Consider the following 17539-nt stretch of genomic DNA (forward strand, 5'->3'; position numbering starts at 1 on the left):
GGCCTTATCGCTAACAGGTTTTTAGGCTAAAAACTTCGTTTTCTTGCATAATTAAATTACCCAATTATAGCCCAAAAAAGTGAAGACACCTCTATTCATCTATCGCTTAATTTATGGTAATCCCTCGACGCAAAGTAATTATAAGTTTAGACCAAACACCACTTAAACGATTGCTACCTCTTTTGCTTGGTGTGCTGGCTGCTCTTGCTGTTTTACTTACGTGGCAACAGCTAACCATCAATGGACAAATTCACATCGAGCAGTTAATTCAGCAGCAAGCCAGTGCGATTCAGTCACAACTGAGCGAAGGATTATCAATTCGGGTGCTGACACTCCGGCAAATGGCTGATCGCTGGCAAGCCAATGGCGGTACACCAAAGGCTCTTTGGGAAGCCGATGCTGATGCTTATGTAAAGGATTTCTACGGTTATCAGGCGATCGCATTAGTCGATCCATCCTTTAAAGTGCGATCGGTTGTGCCGCGGGCTGGGAATGAGGCAGCGCAAAACTTAGATTTTAATCGGGAACTGCCTCGCAAAATCACTTTGCAAGTAGCTCGTGATTTGCGTCAACCTATCTTAAGTCGCAATATTTCACTTGTTCAAGGGGGTCAAGGATTTCTAGCAAGTTTTCCTTTATTTGTAGGTGAACGATTTGATGGGTTTATTGTCGGAATTTTTCCTTTTCAAAGTCTATTTGACAGTATTTTAAAAGTGCCACATGGGTACAAGGTGGCTATCTATGCTGGCACCGATTTGATCTACGGTCAAGAGATTTTATCTCACAACTTACAACCTAAAACAGTTGTAGTGAAAGCCTACAGTGTAGACTGGCGAATAGATGTTTATCCAACTTTAGAGTTAATAAAAAATGGTGATTTTTATTTACCAATAGTTGTGTTAAGTGGTGGCTTAATTTTAGTCGGGTTGCTTATATTAGTCGTGTATCTAGCACAAGTTAGTTATCGCGAAGTCGATAAATTCAAAAAAGCAAATCGCCAGTGGCAATGGGAAATTCACCAGCGGCAACAGGCAGAAATTGCGATCGCTCGACTAGCTGCGATCGTTGAATATTCCGAAGATGCCATTATCAGCAAAGATTTAGAGGGTGTAGTTACAAGTTGGAATGTAGGAGCAGAAAAAATTTTTGGCTATACAGCGGCCGAAATAGTAGGGCAATCAGGGAGAAAACTGATTCCCGCAGACTATCGAGATGAGGAAAACCAAATTCTCACCCAAATCCAGCGAGGAGAACGCATCAAACACTACGATACAAAGAGGCTGAGGAAAGATGGAACATTAATCGATGTATCGATGAGTGTCTCCCCCATTAAAGACGAAACAGGGAATATAATTGGAGCCTCAAAGATTGCCCGAAATATTGCTGACCGCAAACAAGCAGAAGCAGCACTACGTCAAAGTGAAGAACGCTGGGAACTGTCTGTACGCGGGAATAATGACGGCATTTGGGATTGGAATGTTCAAACCAACGAGATATTCTTGTCTAGTCGCTCGAAGGAAATCCTGGGCTATGAAGACCACGAAATCCAAAACACTGTAGACGCATGGGCTAATCTGGTACATCCCGATGATTTGGGATGGGTGATGCAAGCCGTTCAAGACCATTTTGCCAAGAAAACTCCTTTCTATATCACAGAACATCGCATTCGCTGCAAAGATGGTTCCTACAAATGGATGTTCGATCGCGGTCAGGCGCTTTGGGATGATGCAGGTAACGTAATTCGGATGGCTGGCTCTCACACCGACATTACCGAGCGCAAGCAAGCTGAATTTGATTTACAGGTCAGCGAAGCCAGATATCGGCAATTGATCGCTAACTTAAATGCGGGTTTTGTGATTCATGCGACAGATACCAGCATCCAATTATGTAATGAAAAAGCAGGTGAATTACTAGGGCTTTCAATGGATCAAATGCTGGGAAAAACCGCGATATCTCCGGCCTGGCATTTTGTGCGGGAAGATGGCAGCGTTATGTCCCTAGAGGAATATCCCGTGAATCAGGTTTTATCCACTGGAAGTTCCCTGAAAAATTATGTTTTAGGAATTAAAAAAGAAATTGATAGTTGTGTTTGGGTATTAGTTAATGCCTACCCGGAGTTCGATCACAACGGTCAACTCACACAAGTTGTAGTTACGTTTATTGATATTAGCAAGCGCAAAAAAGTAGAGCTGGAAATTCAAAAAACTCGCAATTTTTTACAAGCACTGCTAGATCATCTACCAGTTGCAGTTTTTGTTAAGGACACACAGCCTAAACGATTTGGCGTATTCCAGTTTTGGAATAAAACCAGCGAACGGTTATTTGGCATCTCAGCCGAACAAGCGATCGGCAAAAGCTGTTATGATTTTTTCCCAATAGAACAGGCTATCTTTTTTGACCTAAAGGATAGAGAAGCCTTTGAGAAAGGTAAAACTGAGGATATTCTCGAAGAAATTATTGACAGTCATACTCTGGGTCAACGTTGGCTGCATACAATGAAGATTCCCATTTACGACGAGCAGCATCAGCCTCAGTACCTACTTTGTTTTTCAGAAGATATCACCGATCGCAAACACGCAGAAGCAGAGCATAAAGAAATGAGTGAGGTGATGCAAAATGCGGTGTCCGGAATTTCCAAACTGGATGTACAAGGGCGTTACCTCTATGTGAATAAAGCTTATGCTGACATGACAGGCTATCAGCCAGAAGAAATGATAGGGCTCTCCTGGGAAAAGACCGTAGCTCCCGATGAGTTGGAAAAACTCGTTGCAGCTTATTGGCTGATGGTGCAAGAGGGCAGAGTTGAAGTTGAAACGAAAGGGCTTTGTCAAGACGGTTCGGTGTTTTACACACAATTGGTGATGATTTCAACTTATGATGAACAGCATAATTTTGTGGGGCATTACTGCTTCATGAAAGATATTAGCGATCGCAAAAAAGCCGAACTTGCACTAGAACAGGAACTCCTGCGGAGTAAAACCTTCTTCAACACTTCCCTGGACGGTGTTGTGGTCATGGATTGCGTCGGAAAAGTTGTCCAAGCTAGCCCCAGTTTTGCTAAAATGCTGGGCTACACCCTAGAAGAAACCCTAAATCTGAGTGTGTTTGATTGGGATGCTGAATGGACGAGGGAAGAACTACAACTTATGCTCCAGAGAGAGGAGGTTATTCCGCTGTTTGAGACGCGACATCGCCGCAAGGATGGTTCTGTATATGACGTGGAAATTAGCTGGAACAGGGTGGAATTAGAAAATGAGATGATGCACTTCTGTATCGGCCGGGATATTAGCGATCGCAAACGCAACGAAGCGGAACGCCAACAAGCAGAACAGGCACTCCGAGAGAGTGAAACTCGCTTCCAAGCCTTCATGAATCACAGCCCTGCCCCTGCCTGGATTACCGATGAAAATGGTGTAATGCTCTATGCCAGCCAGACTTATCTTAATACCTTCGAGCTACCCACTGACAATGTGATTGGAAAATCCATTTTTGAACTTTACCCCGCCGCCATCGCCCAACAATTTCTAGATAATATCCAAACAGTTGCTCAAACCAACGAGCTAATGGAAACAATTGAGATTGCGTCCCGTCGAGATGGAACCCTGGGTGAGTTTCTGGTTTACAAATTTCTCATCCCCGACTTATCTGGACAAATGCTAGTAGGTGGTGTGGCGATCGATGTGACGCGACAACATCAAGCGGAAACCGCTTTACAACTGAGTGAGGAACGTTTAATGCTGGCACTAGAAGCCTCTGGAGATGGACTATGGGATTGGAAAATTGAAACTGGAGAAGTTTACATTAATTCCTACTACCAGGAGATGCTGGGCTACAAGCCCGGTGAGTTGGTGATGGATGTGAACGTCTGGGCACAGATGATTCACCCTGATGATAAATTCTGGGTTTTTGAGGATCTCAATAGTAACTTGCAAAATAGCTCTCTCAAATATGCCTTTGACTATCGTGTGCGTTGCAAGTCAGGTGAGTGGAAGTGGATCGCTAACTACGCGAAAGTCGTTGCCTACGATGAAGATGGTAAGCCTTTACGGATGATTGGAACACACAAAGACATCAGCGATCGCAAACGTAAAGAACTGGCACTGCAGCACGCAATGGAAGCAGCAGAAGCAGCGAACTTGGCAAAAAGTACCTTCCTAGCTAATATGAGCCATGAATTACGCACTCCCCTCAACGTAATTCTAGGATTTGCCCAGGTAATGGCCCATGACCCCTCCCTAACTTCCAACCAAAAAGAAGACCTGCAAATAATTCGACGGAGTGGGGATCACCTCTTGAGTTTGATTAACGATGTGTTGGATCTCTCGAAAATAGAATCGGGAAACTTCACAGTTGAAGAGAGCGGATTTGACTTAATTTCGCTGCTGCATTCCCTCCGAAATATGTTGGCGGAACGAGCAAGTTCTAAAGGACTTGACCTTTGTTTGGAGATTGCGCCAGAAGTTCCCCAATTTATTCTTGCCGATGCTCAAAAACTGCGCCAGGTTTTGCTGAATCTGCTGAGTAATGCCATCAAATTTACCCATCGCGGAAGCATTAGTTTGCAAGTTAGTATTAAGGCGGACGGTACAGGGACATTAACCACAACTCGGCCGATTCTCCAGTTTTTAGTCGCTGACACAGGTGTAGGGATGGCATCGGTCGAACTCGATACTATCTTCGATGCGTTTGTGCAAGCCCAAGCTGGGAAGCGATCGACCAGCGGTACTGGGCTAGGTCTAACCATTAGCCGCAAATTGTTGGAACTCATGGGCGGAGAGATTTCTGTCAGCAGCACTCTGGGAGAGGGGAGTACCTTCAACTTTACCCTTCCCGTCAGCCCCATCAGTCGAGTTAATGTTACACCAGAAGAGAATAATCGCCTCGTGATTGGGCTGGCTCCCGGTCAAGGGGATCATCGCATTTTGGTGGTTGACGATCAAGCAGAAAATCGCTTGCTAATGGTCAGATTACTGACACAATTAGGATTAGAGGTAAAAGAAGCTACCAACGGACAGGAAGCGGTGCAGATTTGGCAAGAATGGCAACCAGACCTAATCTGGATGGACGTTCGGATGCCCGTGTTAGATGGATACGAAGCTACGAAGCAAATTCGGGCAATGGAAGACGGACAGAACAGTATCATTATTGCACTTACGGCCCAGGCTTCCCAGAGCGATCGCGCCCTCGCCTTGGCTGCTGGCTGCAACGACTACATCAGCAAGCCCTTCCGGGAACAGACCCTATTTCTTAAGATGGCGGAATACCTAGGTTTAGAGTATGTATATGAGGAAGAGGAAACAGAAAAGGGGGAACGGGGAACAGATTGTTTTCCTTCTTACTTCTGTTCTGTTGCCCCTGGGGTTCCAGATTCCCTCGATCCAACGCTTCTGGCGACGTTATCAAAAGAATGGGTGGTTGAATTGGAAGATGCTGCTTTATGTGGGGATGATGTTGCGATCGTTGAACTGGTAGCTCAACTTTCATCAGAACTCACTCAATTCGGTACTCATCTGACGGAACTCGCCAACCAGTATCAATTTGAGAAAATCATTCATCTAATTCGAGGTAATTTCCCAAGTGGAATTCCTCCATTGGATTTATAAGCTGTTGTGCAGTTAAACGTTTGATTAGGACTAAAGAATTAGGAACAGCCAACAAGAATACACTCTAGTTAGTTGTAATTCTGGAACAAAACCTCCTTAAATTTATTGAAAATTCCTGCTCTAAAATGCCTCATAAAATTACAAACTTCTCCCAGATTACTTCTTTCACTTTAACAAGTTTAGAGGAATGCAGCGAAGAATCCGTGTATGCTCCCGGTCATATTCAGCCCCACGGAATCGTTTTGTTGCTGCAAGGAAACAGCCTCAATATTTTACAAGCTAGCGAAAATGTAGAACAGTTTTTTGGCATTTCTGCTGAAGAATTGCTAGGTCAGCCATTGCCAAGCTTATGGGGTCACGCTCAAGTACAAGAAATTGTCAGGTATCTAAATCAAGAACAACTCAACATTCATAATATTTTTGATATAAAAATACCTCTCAAAGACGGCAAAATTCAAACATTTAGAAGCACACTGCATCAGCTACCAGATGAGTTGATTCTGGAACTCGAACCCCAATTGACTCTTGAAAATAATCATTCAATCGATTTTTATCAGCGTCTGCAAACAGTTATCCTCAACTTTCGCAGTGCGATCAGTATTTCTGATTTAGCTCAAACCATTGCTAGAGAAGTAAAAGCCATCACCGGGTTCGATCGCGTGATGATTTATCGCTTTGAAGCCGATGACCATGGGGTGGTGATTGCTGAAGAGAAAGAAAGCTATCTAGAAAGCTACCTGGGATTGCATTACCCGGCGATCGATATTCCCGTACCCGCCCGCAAATTGTTTTACAGCAATTGGGTGCGCCAAATTCCCAATATCAATTACACCCCGGCCCGCCTAATTCCCACCAACCATCCCCTAACCAATACACCCCAGGATCTAAGTGCTTGTGTATTAAGGGGAGTATCTCCCTACCACATTGAATATTTGCAGAATATGGGAGTTGGTGGGACACTGACGATTTCGTTAATTGACGATCGGCGCCTTTGGGGATTAATTGCCTGTCACCATTACAGCCCGCGATTGGTAGATTACGAAACTCGCAAAACCTGTGAGTTTTTAGGACAATTTGCCTCGATCGAACTGGTGCATCAGCAAGAGCGAGCATTGAACGTTTACCGATCGCAGGCGAAAACTATTCAGGATCAACTTCAGCAGGCATTCCGGCGAGATTCTAATTTTATCGAACAGGTATTGACCGAAAGTGCTTCTCAATTGCTAGATTTAGTTCATGCTCAGGGAGCCGCAATTCTGCTCGATGGTCGTCTGACATTGGTGGGTAAAACACCCTCAGAAACTGAGGTTGACGAACTCGTGCAGTGGTTGCTGCAACAGAACAAAGAACGAGTGTTTGCAACAGCTTCTTTGTCTCAGTTGTATCCCCAAGCCAAGCAATTCAAAGAGCGAGCTAGCGGTGTTTTAGCAATCTCAATCTTCCTATCCTACGCCAAACAAAAGTCATACCATATCCTTTGGTTCCGACCAGAACAAATTCAAACCATAAACTGGGCGGGTAATCCACAGGAGGCTGTGTCGATCGACGAAATTGGAAAAATGCACCTGTGTCCCCGCCAATCCTTTGAACTGTGGCAAGAGACAGTGCGGGAGATGTCTTATCCGTGGCAGATTGCAGAGTTAGAAGCTGCCGCCGAAATGAGACATATCCTCATGCTGGCGGTGTTAGAATTTTCGCAAACTGCCCTAGAACACGCTGCAGAAAGGGCAGCTATAGCCAACCGTGCCAAAAGCCAGTTCCTTGCCAACATGAGCCACGAGCTCAGAACGCCACTCAACGCCATTCTGGGATTTACCCAGCTTATGAACCGCAGCCCCTATATCCCAGAAGAATTTCAAGAGCATTTAGGGATCATTACCCGTAGTGGAGAACACCTGCTGACATTGATCGACGATGTTTTGCAAATGTCTAGGATTGAAGCAGGGCAATTGGTACTGAGTAAAAGCTGTTTTAATCTGCATCGACTGCTAGGTTCTATTAACGAGATGTTCACCATCAAAGCGCCTGAGAAAGGGTTACATCTGAGCAGCGAGTGGGATGCTACTGTCCCCCGTTATGTCTGTGGTGATCAAGCAAAACTTCGCCAAATCTTGATTAATCTGCTGGGGAACGCGCTCAAATTTACAACAACAGGAAGCATAGCCCTGCGCGGACGAGCTTTTTCATCAGATGATATGCCATCCGGTACAATTGGCGATCGCGCCACTAATCAACCCGATGTTAAACAAACTATTACCCTGTATCTCGAAGTTGAGGATACCGGATCTGGAATTTCTCCCTCAGATTTAGAATCAATTTTTGACGCTTTCATGCAAACAAATCGCGGTCGTCACGATCGAGGAACAGGTTTAGGATTGTCTATCAGTCGTGAGTTTGCACGTCTGATGGGAGGCGATATCACCGTGCGAAGCACCCTGAATCGAGGCTCGACTTTTACCTGCCAAGTCGTTTTGGAACTACCAGAGTCCGTTGATTTAGAGGAACCTGAAATTAGCGATCGGATTATCGGACTCGAACCGGGGCAACCTATCTCCCGAATTCTAGTAGCAGAAGACGTTCAAGAAAATCGGCAACTGCTGGTGACACTGCTGAAGTCAGTTGGGTTTGATGTGTGTGCCGTGGAAAATGGGGCAGAGGCGATCGATCATTGGCAAACATGGCACCCTGACCTGATTTTGATGGACATTCAAATGCCTGTCATGGATGGTTATGAAGCGACGAGACAGATTCGAGCACAACAGTCATTAGTAATTAGTCAGGAGTCATCAGCAGATAACTCAGGGCAAATGTCACAGGACAACAGACAAATTACACGCATCATTGCCCTAACTGCCTATGCTTTTGAAGACGATCGCACCGCCAGCCTGCTAGTGGGTTGCGATGACTACATTGCCAAGCCGTTTACTGAAGAGACACTTTTCGACAAAATAGCTCATCACTTGGGTGTGCGCTACTGCTATGCCGAAAAAGTTCCGCGAGACTCATCAGCTTCGCCACCAAAGATATTTACTCCCGACTTGAAAACCATGCCCACCAAGTGGATTACAGAAGTTCATGAAGCAGCACTTGATCTTAGTGATAATAAGCTTTATGAACTTATTGCTCAAATTCCCAAGGAGAAACAAGATTTCATCGCGGCGATGACATCTCTGGTCGATAACTTTCAGCTTGAAGCGATCGCAACTCTCACCCGGATTTAGGAAGAAGACCATGACAACTCTATTCAAACTTGCGGCCCAAACCAATATTCTCATCGTGGACGATAACCCTGACAATCTGCGGTTGTTAGCCAAAATTCTAGAGTCACAGGGCTATATTGTGCGTAAAGCCCTCAACGGCAGAATGGCACTCCAAGGTATTCATCGCGAGCCACCTGCTCTGATTTTACTTGACATCAATATGCCGGAGATGAATGGGTACGAAGTCTGCCAAAAGTTAAAAGAATCGGAAGCGAGTGCTCAGATCCCGGTTATTTTTATCAGTGCGCTTGAACGACTGGAAAACAAGGTACGAGCCTTTGAACTGGGTGGTGTAGACTATATTACCAAGCCCTTTCAAGAACAGGAAGTGCTGATGCGAGTAAAAAATCAATTACTCATCCAACAGCAACGCCAACAACTTCTCGAACAAAATCAACGTTTAGAACACGAAATCCAAGAACGTCTGAGAGCAGAAGCAGAAGTAAGGCAGCTATCTGTGACCGATGAATTAACTGGATTATATAACCGACGGGGCTTCTTTTTACTCGGCAATCAACAATTAAAAATTGCTCGACGCACGGAAACATCCTATTTTATTTTGTTCGCTGACTTAGATGGTTTGAAAAAAATTAACGATACTTTCGGTCACGAAATGGGAGACAGAGTAATATTTGATGCAGCTCAAATATTGAAGCAAACCTTTCGTGATGCGGATATTGTAGCTCGACTGGGAGGAGATGAATTTGCTTTATTTATTACTAATTTTTCTGGTGATTCATCTACTAATTTCCATGCTCGGCTGCAAGAAAATATAGATTCCTTTAATCAACAGTCCGAGCGAGTTTATATATCAATAAGTCTTGGTGTGCAGTTTAGGGATTTAAATAATGAAGTTTCATTAGAACAATTGCTGGCAAAGGCTGACAAACTCATGTACGAGAATAAACGCACCAAACGCTGTTTAAATCGTTAACTGTTCTTTTGATAATAGGGATATCTGCTCGCAAGAAGCATTATTTTTTAAATATAAATTTAACCGAGAAAGAGTAAACAGAAAACAAGATAGGGAAACAGCTTGAAGACTTTAGCCCCTCAGCGGCCAAACACCATGCAGTACAAATCATCACACCTAAACGTGACAGGGTGGCCACCTGGTTAAAAGGTCTCGCTGTATTAGGTTAAGGGTGTGATAGAAAGATGTCGTCGGTATTGTCCACAACCTCGATATAAAATCGACAGACTGATGCTGTATGGGTGGGGAGTTTGCCTACAGTTTCATTCTTTTTTTTTAACTGGTATTATTTGCACAAACCGATTTTATCTATTTGCCAATTCGTGCTAGAATGATGCCTAGCTGAACTGCAATTACTCCTAGTATGGCACTGCCGGCCCAGTAAAAAGTGGCGATGCTGTAAGAGCGATCGCGCCACAAGGCATTTGTCTCTAAACCGTAAGTTGAAAAAGTAGTATAAGCTCCCAAAAAGCCGGTGGTTACCATTAACCGTACCTCTACAGGAATAGTCAGCACCCGTTCCGATGCTAGGGTGATAAAAAATCCCATCCCCAAGCAACCGGTGATGTTAATCAAAAACGTTGCGTAGGGAAAAGCGGTGTTAAAACGGCCGGCAAACCACAATGTGATATAATAGCGACTCAAAGCGCCGGCAACAGCACCTAAACTAATTGCGATCGGAACTTGAAAATTATGGTCTTGTAGCATAAAACAATTTGAGATTTTCTACTAAAAATTTTAGAGTAATTTTGTATTTAGCGGAGTGATCAAAAGTATTGTATTATGAAAATTGCCATCGTTTTTGCTGTTGGTAATTAAAATTAAGAGAGAGTATTTATGCAAATTGTGCTGGCTACCTTAGACGATGACTTAGTTAGAGCGTGGCAAAGCACTTGCGGCAGTATGGAAAATGTAAAGATACATCGCGGTTCAATATTTGAGGTGAAATGCGATGCTATTGTTAGTCCGGGGAATAGTTTTGGTTTCATGGACTACGGCTTAGATTTAGAAATTTCGGAATATTTTGGAGGGCAGGTTCTTCAACGCTTGCAAAAACTAATTCAGGCTCGACATCACGGTGAACTATTAGTAGGAATGGCAGAAGTTTTAGACACCGATCATGCTGAAATTCCCTATTTAATAGCTGCACCAATTATGCGAGTTCCCACAGTTTTAAGAGAAACAGTAAATGTTTATCTAGCAACCCGCGCTATTTTGACTCTGGTAAAATTTGGCTCAGTCCCAGATGGAACACCAGTCAAACATATCATTGAAACTATCGCTATTCCCGGCATGGGTACGGGAATGGGCAAAGTACCGCCACATATCTGCGCCAATCAAATGAAAGTTGCGCTCGAAGAGATCCTCTTATCTAAGTACGAATTTCCTCAATCTTTACTGAACGCTCAAAGATGTCACCACTTGTTATATACGGACGAGAGCGAAAATTTGCAAGTGGAAAATTAAAACTCTTAAATTTGGCAGTTTTATTGTGTTGAGAGACCAAGTTTATTGGTGTGTGTTGTTTTAGGTATAGAGACTTATCACAAATTTAAGTGCGCTAAACCGTACCTGCAAGTTGGCGGTATCCTACACACTAGAGCAACTTGGGTAGATATAATGTAAGAGAACTGAGGTCATTCCAACTAGGTAAGCGCGGATACAAAAGTGGATAAAGCTGGAACAAGAATTGCCTAGTTGTTATTAAATGCCAGAATTTGTTCTGGGGCTACACCTACAAAGTTTGTATTAAAGACCACAATTCGTTCTGGCGCTACACCTACAAAGTCTGCATCCAGGGAATGTGAGATTTGTTGAAAATGTTTACTACCACAGGAGAAGATTGAGATGACAGATCCAAAAGTAACCGAAGAACCAATTTTAGAGGCAACTCTCGAAACGACGGCGATCGTCAAAAAAGAGATGCCCGATGCGACTGAGGAGGCGATCGCAGAAACTGCGGCGCTGTTTGAAGCAATTAAAAAACGCGCCACCGCCGAAGTGCAAGCAGCGGGCGAACTCACCCGCGAAGCTTATTTAAAAGCTGTCAATAAGGCCTCCGGGGCGATCGAAGAAAATAAGGATCTCGCCCACGAGAGAGTCACAGCAGCAGTCAGGTTGATTAAAAAAGAATCTGAGAAAAATTGGCTGGTGGTGGATGCGATTAAAACGCGGGCGCAAGCGCAGGTGCAAGATGCCGGCGAAGTCAGTCGCGAAGCTTATTTGAAAGCAGTGCGACAAGCGCGAGAAGCGGTGGAACAAAATAAATTGATCGAACGCGATCGCATCGAACAAGCTGTTGACCACATTCACACGGAAGCTGAAAAGAATTGGCACGTTATTGTGAGGCAAATTGAGTCGATCGGCACTCGCTTGACGGATGCGGCTAAGTCTGCATGGACAGCACTGACGGCGTTTTTTGACAAGTCTCACAGCGATCGCGGGGATTCCTAGAAGGGCCAGCCGGGGGTTGGGAACTCCCAGGGGGTTGTTAGGGTAGTTAGCTTTGGAATTAATTCCAAAGCTAATGCCGATCGTGCGTGCATTTGCATTCAGCAGAAGTTTCAGGCATACTGCATAATTAAAAAGCTTTATTTTTAGTCCACAACCCCCAATTATGAGAAGTTACTACTGCGGCGAACTGCGAAGCGAACACATCGGAGAGACTGTCACCCTTTACGGCTGGGTGGATCGCCGCCGCGATCATGGCGGGGTGATTTTTCTGGATGTGCGCGATCGATCGGGTATTGTGCAAATTGTCAGCGATCCTGAACGCACCCCCGATTCCTATCACGGGGCTGAGGCTTTACGCAGCGAATACGTGGTTAAAATTACTGGGCGAGTCACCGGCCGCCCCGAAGAGTCTCTCAACCCGAAATTGCCTACGGGTGAAGTAGAAATTTACGCTGACGAAATTGAGTTGTTGAATGCGGTTCGCAAACAGTTACCGTTTCAGGTGGCGACGGCGGAAAATGAAAGCGTGCGGGAAGATTTGCGGCTGAAATATCGCTATTTGGACTTGCGGCGCGATCGTATGAGTCGCAATTTGCAGCTTCGCCACCAAGTTGTCAAAGCTATGCGTCGCCACCTGGAAGATGTGGGAGGTTTTATTGAAGTTGAAACACCGATTTTAACGCGATCGACTCCTGAAGGTGCGAGAGATTATTTAGTGCCCAGCCGCGTCAATTTGGGCGAATGGTACGCTTTGCCGCAGTCGCCGCAGTTGTTCAAACAATTGTTAATGGTTTCGGGTTTGGACAGATATTATCAAATTGCCCGCTGTTTCCGCGATGAAGATTTGCGCGCCGACAGACAGCCGGAATTCACACAATTAGACATGGAAATGAGTTTCATGTCTTTAGAAGAAGTTATCGAATTAAACGAAGGTTTAGTCTCCCAGATTTTCCAAAGTGTCAAAGGCATAGAATTGCCTCGTCCTTTTCCGCGCTTGACTTACGCTGAAGCAATGGATCGCTATGGTAGCGACAAACCGGACACTCGCTTCGGTATGGAATTAGTCGATGTTTCCGATTTGATGAAAGATTCGGGATTTAAGGTATTTTCCGGGGCGGTTGCTGCGGGCGGAATTGTGAAAGTTTTGCCGATTCCGGGCGGGAATGATGCGATTTCTAACGTGCGGATTAAACCGGGCGCGAAAGGCGATTTGTTTAAGGAAGCCAGCGAAGCGGGTGCGAAGGGATTGGCTTACATCCGGGTGCGGGATAACGGCGAAATAGATACGATCGGCGCAATTAAGGATAATTTGACGGAAGCGCAAAAACAGGAATTGCTCGATCGCACGGGCGCGCAACCAGGTCATTTGTTGTTATTTGCTGCGGCTGACGCGACAACTGTCAATAAGACTTTGGATAGATTGCGTTTGTTCGTGGGTAACGAATTGGGATTGATTGACAAAGACAAGATGAATCTGCTGTGGGTGACAGATTTCCCGATGTTTGAATGGAACGCTGATGAGAAGCGTTTGGAAGCTTTGCACCACCCGTTTACTGCGCCGCATCCTGACGATATTAATGATTTGAAAACTGCGAGAGCTCAAGCTTACGATTTGGTGTTAAACGGTACAGAAGTCGGCGGCGGTTCTCTGCGGATTTATCAGCGGGATGTTCAGGAAAAGGTGTTTGAGGCGATCGGCTTATCGACTGAGGAAGCTTACAATAAGTTTGGCTTTTTGTTGGATGCGTTTGAGTATGGAACTCCGCCCCACGGAGGCATTGCTTACGGTTTGGATCGGTTGGTGATGCTGTTGGCTGGCGAGGAATCGATTCGCGATGTGATTGCGTTTCCGAAGACGCAGCAGGCGGGTTGTTTGCTGACGAATGCGCCGGCTGGGGTGGATGAGAAGCAGTTGAAGGAGTTGCAAGTGCGATCGACTTATACGCCGAAGTCATAAGCGTATAAAACACCTTGACAATTTAACCATTTGTAAATTCCTGACTTCTTTGAGAAGTCGGGAATCTGGGTAGTTTGAGTTTGGTGTTGTTGATGCAGAGGAGTTGGATAGTTTGGTTGAGGTTGGTTTCGGTGAGTTGGGGAAACCAGGATCTGGGGAAGTTGGGTTAGGTTAAGGGTTGGGTGTGGCTATGCCATAATGAATGAGAGAATGACATCAACCATTAACCATGACAACCACCGTTGAACTTAACGAAGAATTGGTTAAAGAAGCCTTTCGGTTAACCAATTTCAAAACAGAAAAAGAATTGATTGACTTTGCTTTGCAAGAATTAATTCGCACTCGTAAAAAGCGGAATTTACTCGATTTAAGCGGACAAATTCAATTTTCGACTGACTACGACTACAAAGCTTTGCGGGAAAACCGAAATGTTTCTGATTGATACCTCAGTCTGGATCAGCGTTTTCCGCGACAGGACAGGTGTAGTACGCCAATCCCTGGAAGCAATAATTAATGATGAAAGTATTTTTCTGAACCGATTTACTCAGATGGAACTCTTGCAAGGTTGCCGAGATGAACGGGAGTGGACACTATTAGAAACTTATCTCCAAGAACAAGACTACATCGAGTCTACGCCTAATACTTGGGTAGCGGCTGCTCGGATTTACTACGATTTGCAACGACAGGGGTTAACGGTTAGAAGTAGTATCGACTGCTGCATTGCCCAACTTGCGATCGAACACCAACTTATTTTAGTTCATAACGATCGCGATTTTGAAACTATTCAGAGGGTGCGATCGCTCAATTGCTTGCGCTTCCGGCCTGACAATTAATGAATATTGTTTGGAATCATAGTTAATTACTTTAATGGCTGGTTTTTCTGGCATGAATTTCGCTTCGGACTGCTTCTACTTCTTGGGTGATAGTTTCTAAAGAAAGTTCATCGGTTCTAAATGACTCCAAAAGAGCTGTTAATTTACTGTTTAATACTTCTTTTTCCAGCTCTTGACTTAACTGCAATTTTTCGGGATAGGGCAGTTGTTTGACTAGGGCTAAAATTTGCTCGAAGTTTATGGAAAGTTGATAGTTGGCTAGAGTCATTGTTCGTTATGTTTAGGGCTTGTCGATATTTTATCTCAATTTTTTGGATTGAGGATGGCTTCAAGTCTCTAAAACAGTCCGTTTCAGGTAGATATCGGCGGGGCGCTCGGAGTTATCGAATTTCCTGCCGTTGATGCAGAGGAGTTGGAGAGAACGCGTTGAGGCTGGTTTGGGTTGGTTGGGCGAGGTTGAGGGTTTGGGGTGTGGCTATGCTATAATTATGTGCCGCGTCATTAGACTAAAAACGCTATAATTATCATAATCGAAAATCAGAGGTCAACAAGAATAGACTTTTGAAAATGTTAAAGAGCGACAAAATTTAGTTGAAGTTAATTTACAGCATTTGCAATGATCAGAAAAATTGTTTTTGAATCTTCTGCTTTTGCAGATTTTAATGAATGGGCAAAATTAGACAAGAAGCAGATGAAGGAGTTGTAAGTGCGATCGACTTATGTACCGAAGTGATAAGGCGCTCAGGAATTAGGCAAAGCCTATGTGTCCTGCTGAGATAAGGGAAGCATCTCATAATTAGGTTGAAATGCGTAAATCATAATCAAAACTTACGCAACTGGGATAGAGCAAAGCTTTACTTTTTCAAGATTTCCTACCATCTCACGCCCCGTCTTCGTAAACTACTTTTGAAACAGTTGAAAAACAGCCATTAGTTTTGGTCCTTTAGCTTCTACAGTTGAAGAATCCTCCCTCATAAAAGCTTTTTCACCTACAAACGAAACCTCTTTTTGAGATGGAACATTAATTCTAATCACAGAGTATCCCTTGTAATTTATAGTATCAATTTTCATGAGAACTTGAGCCTTTAAGGGATTAGTTAAATCAGATTTTTTTATTGCATTAATCAATATCCCAACATAATCCTCTAGTGTTTTATCTAAAACCCTAGCTTCTCTATCAATTCCTACAACATATCTACCATTGATTTCATTAGGATGAAGCCCATCTAAATTTTGAATCTTTTCTGCGTCGTGCTTTTTATCGACCACTCCAAGGAAAATATATCCATCAGTGTTTGGATCGGAGTTTGCAATTCCGCAAATTGTTTCAACAAGTCTCTGGAGCAAATCATTATTTAGTTTTCTATTTGGTGACAGATCGAGCAAACCTTGCTTGCACTCGTACTTTGCAGTTTCTATACGAGAACGACTTAAAGAATTTCTGAATGCTTGTATCAACTCAGCACCTTGTCCCAGAGTTGATATATCTTTCTTCACGAAGTAGTTTTGTATCAATCCCTTTGTTTGATTAATATTATTAATACGATCTTTTGTCGCTGCATAGCGATTGCTTAGATCTAACTTCTGCTGAAGTTTTTGTAGTGCTTCCATAATATCTTGAGGGTTAGCAGGTAGAAGCTCTGAATCAATTACCAAATCAAAAAAAGCCATGAATATTGTATAAAATGCCTGCGGTATTGGGTTATTAATGCCTGGGTTTACGATATTTTGTAAGCACTTATTATCCTGGCTATATATTTCAATAGTTTCTCCAAGAACGGAGAAGGTTTTTACAATATCTTCTTCTAGCCTATTAGCTCCATACCTTGCAAGATTCTTCTCTATTAACTGGAAATCATTACTCTCTTCATCATACAGACGATCTAGCTGCTCTCTGCTTCTTGGGAGAGGTTGATCGAGTAATATAGATGCTGCAATATCTGCTATTATATCTTCATCTTCACTATCACGCAGTTGAGATATTCTAAGAATTCCTTGCTTGCACCACAACGTATCTTCTGCTTGAATCCCATAACCCTGATTATTCCGTTTGGAATCAATACTTATCTGGGGCATATCAAATAAGCGAAGCGTTTTCTGAGTATCATCCCCCCGCAACTTCATAGCAATTGTACGAACCACTTCTGCGAATGATGTCGTTACACCTGCTTGTCGTCTTTCTTGATTGCTTAAATGCTTACCACCGGAATTAATTCTTCCAAAAACCTCTGTTATGTCGCTTTCATCCATTGCAGTATAGATGGTTGTTGCAAGCTGATAATCTAAAATATTTGCACATTCTTTTCTGTCTAACTTATCAGAAGTTTCTTCAAATTCAAAAACATTTTCCTCAGCCAATTGTTTAGCATAGGAGAACTCATTGGGAGCGTGTCACTTTTGCGCTAAGTATAAATACTTAATAAGAGGAAAATAGTGGCTTTGAGCCATTGTTGAGCAAA

General features: G+C 43.7%; 11 protein-coding genes. 8 read left to right on the plus strand and 3 right to left on the minus strand.

The genetic code is table 11. The features are described 5' to 3' along the window. The first annotated feature begins 113 nt into the window (after positions 1-113). From QT994_RS22505 to QT994_RS22515, 3 genes are all read left to right on the plus strand, one after another. Positions 114-5603: a PAS domain S-box protein gene (locus QT994_RS22505; protein ID WP_333178372.1), complete on the plus strand. Its 5490-nt coding sequence runs from the start codon at positions 114-116 to the stop codon at positions 5601-5603. 125 nt (positions 5604-5728) lie between these two features. After that, a complete protein-coding gene (locus QT994_RS22510) occupies positions 5729-8824 on the plus strand; it encodes a response regulator (protein WP_333178374.1) in 3096 nt (1031 codons plus the stop codon). Between the two features lie 10 nt (positions 8825-8834). Beyond that, positions 8835-9797: a diguanylate cyclase gene (locus QT994_RS22515; RefSeq protein WP_333178378.1), complete on the plus strand. Its 963-nt coding sequence runs from the start codon at positions 8835-8837 to the stop codon at positions 9795-9797. 348 nt (positions 9798-10145) lie between these two features. Here QT994_RS22515 and crcB read toward each other — a convergent pair whose 3' ends face one another. Continuing rightward, positions 10146-10544 (minus strand): fluoride efflux transporter CrcB, encoded by a 399-nt coding sequence (crcB, locus tag QT994_RS22520; RefSeq protein ID WP_333178381.1) that lies wholly within the window; start codon positions 10542-10544, stop codon positions 10146-10148. Between the two features lie 129 nt (positions 10545-10673). On the opposite strand from crcB, the gene QT994_RS22525 reads away from it, so the two are divergent. The 5 genes from QT994_RS22525 to vapC all read left to right on the plus strand — a co-directional run bounded on the left by QT994_RS22525 (position 10674) and on the right by vapC (position 15080). Then, positions 10674-11303 carry a macro domain-containing protein gene (locus QT994_RS22525; RefSeq protein WP_333178384.1) on the plus strand — a complete coding sequence of 210 codons (630 nt, stop codon included), beginning with the start codon at positions 10674-10676 and terminating at the stop codon, positions 11301-11303. 381 nt (positions 11304-11684) lie between these two features. Then, positions 11685-12290, plus strand: coding sequence for a hypothetical protein (locus QT994_RS22530; RefSeq protein WP_333178387.1), 606 nt, complete (start codon positions 11685-11687; stop codon positions 12288-12290). A gap of 163 nt (positions 12291-12453) precedes the next feature. After that, positions 12454-14247 (plus strand): aspartate--tRNA ligase, encoded by a 1794-nt coding sequence (gene aspS, locus QT994_RS22535; RefSeq protein ID WP_333178389.1) that lies wholly within the window; start codon positions 12454-12456, stop codon positions 14245-14247. Between the two features lie 229 nt (positions 14248-14476). Further along, positions 14477-14689, plus strand: a complete 213-nt coding sequence (locus tag QT994_RS22540; RefSeq protein ID WP_006633402.1) for a type II toxin-antitoxin system VapB family antitoxin — start codon at positions 14477-14479, stop codon at positions 14687-14689. Continuing rightward, a complete protein-coding gene (gene vapC / locus QT994_RS22545) occupies positions 14676-15080 on the plus strand; it encodes a type II toxin-antitoxin system VapC family toxin (protein ID WP_190741503.1) in 405 nt (134 codons plus the stop codon). The genes QT994_RS22540 and vapC overlap by 14 nt, the downstream gene beginning before the upstream one ends. 31 nt (positions 15081-15111) lie before the next feature. Here the strand turns inward: vapC and vap15 are convergent, their stop codons facing one another. Further along, positions 15112-15348, minus strand: coding sequence for a type II toxin-antitoxin system VapB15 family antitoxin (vap15, locus tag QT994_RS22550; protein WP_333178394.1), 237 nt, complete (start codon positions 15346-15348; stop codon positions 15112-15114). 632 nt (positions 15349-15980) lie between these two features. After that, on the minus strand, positions 15981-17438 hold the full coding sequence (locus QT994_RS22555) for an ATP-binding protein (RefSeq protein WP_333178397.1): 1458 nt from the start codon (positions 17436-17438) through the stop codon (positions 15981-15983). Positions 17439-17539 lie beyond the last annotated feature (101 nt).

The sequence above is a fragment of the Microcoleus sp. S13_B4 genome, from assembly GCF_036700885.1.
GTDB lineage: Bacteria > Cyanobacteriota > Cyanobacteriia > Cyanobacteriales > Microcoleaceae > Microcoleus.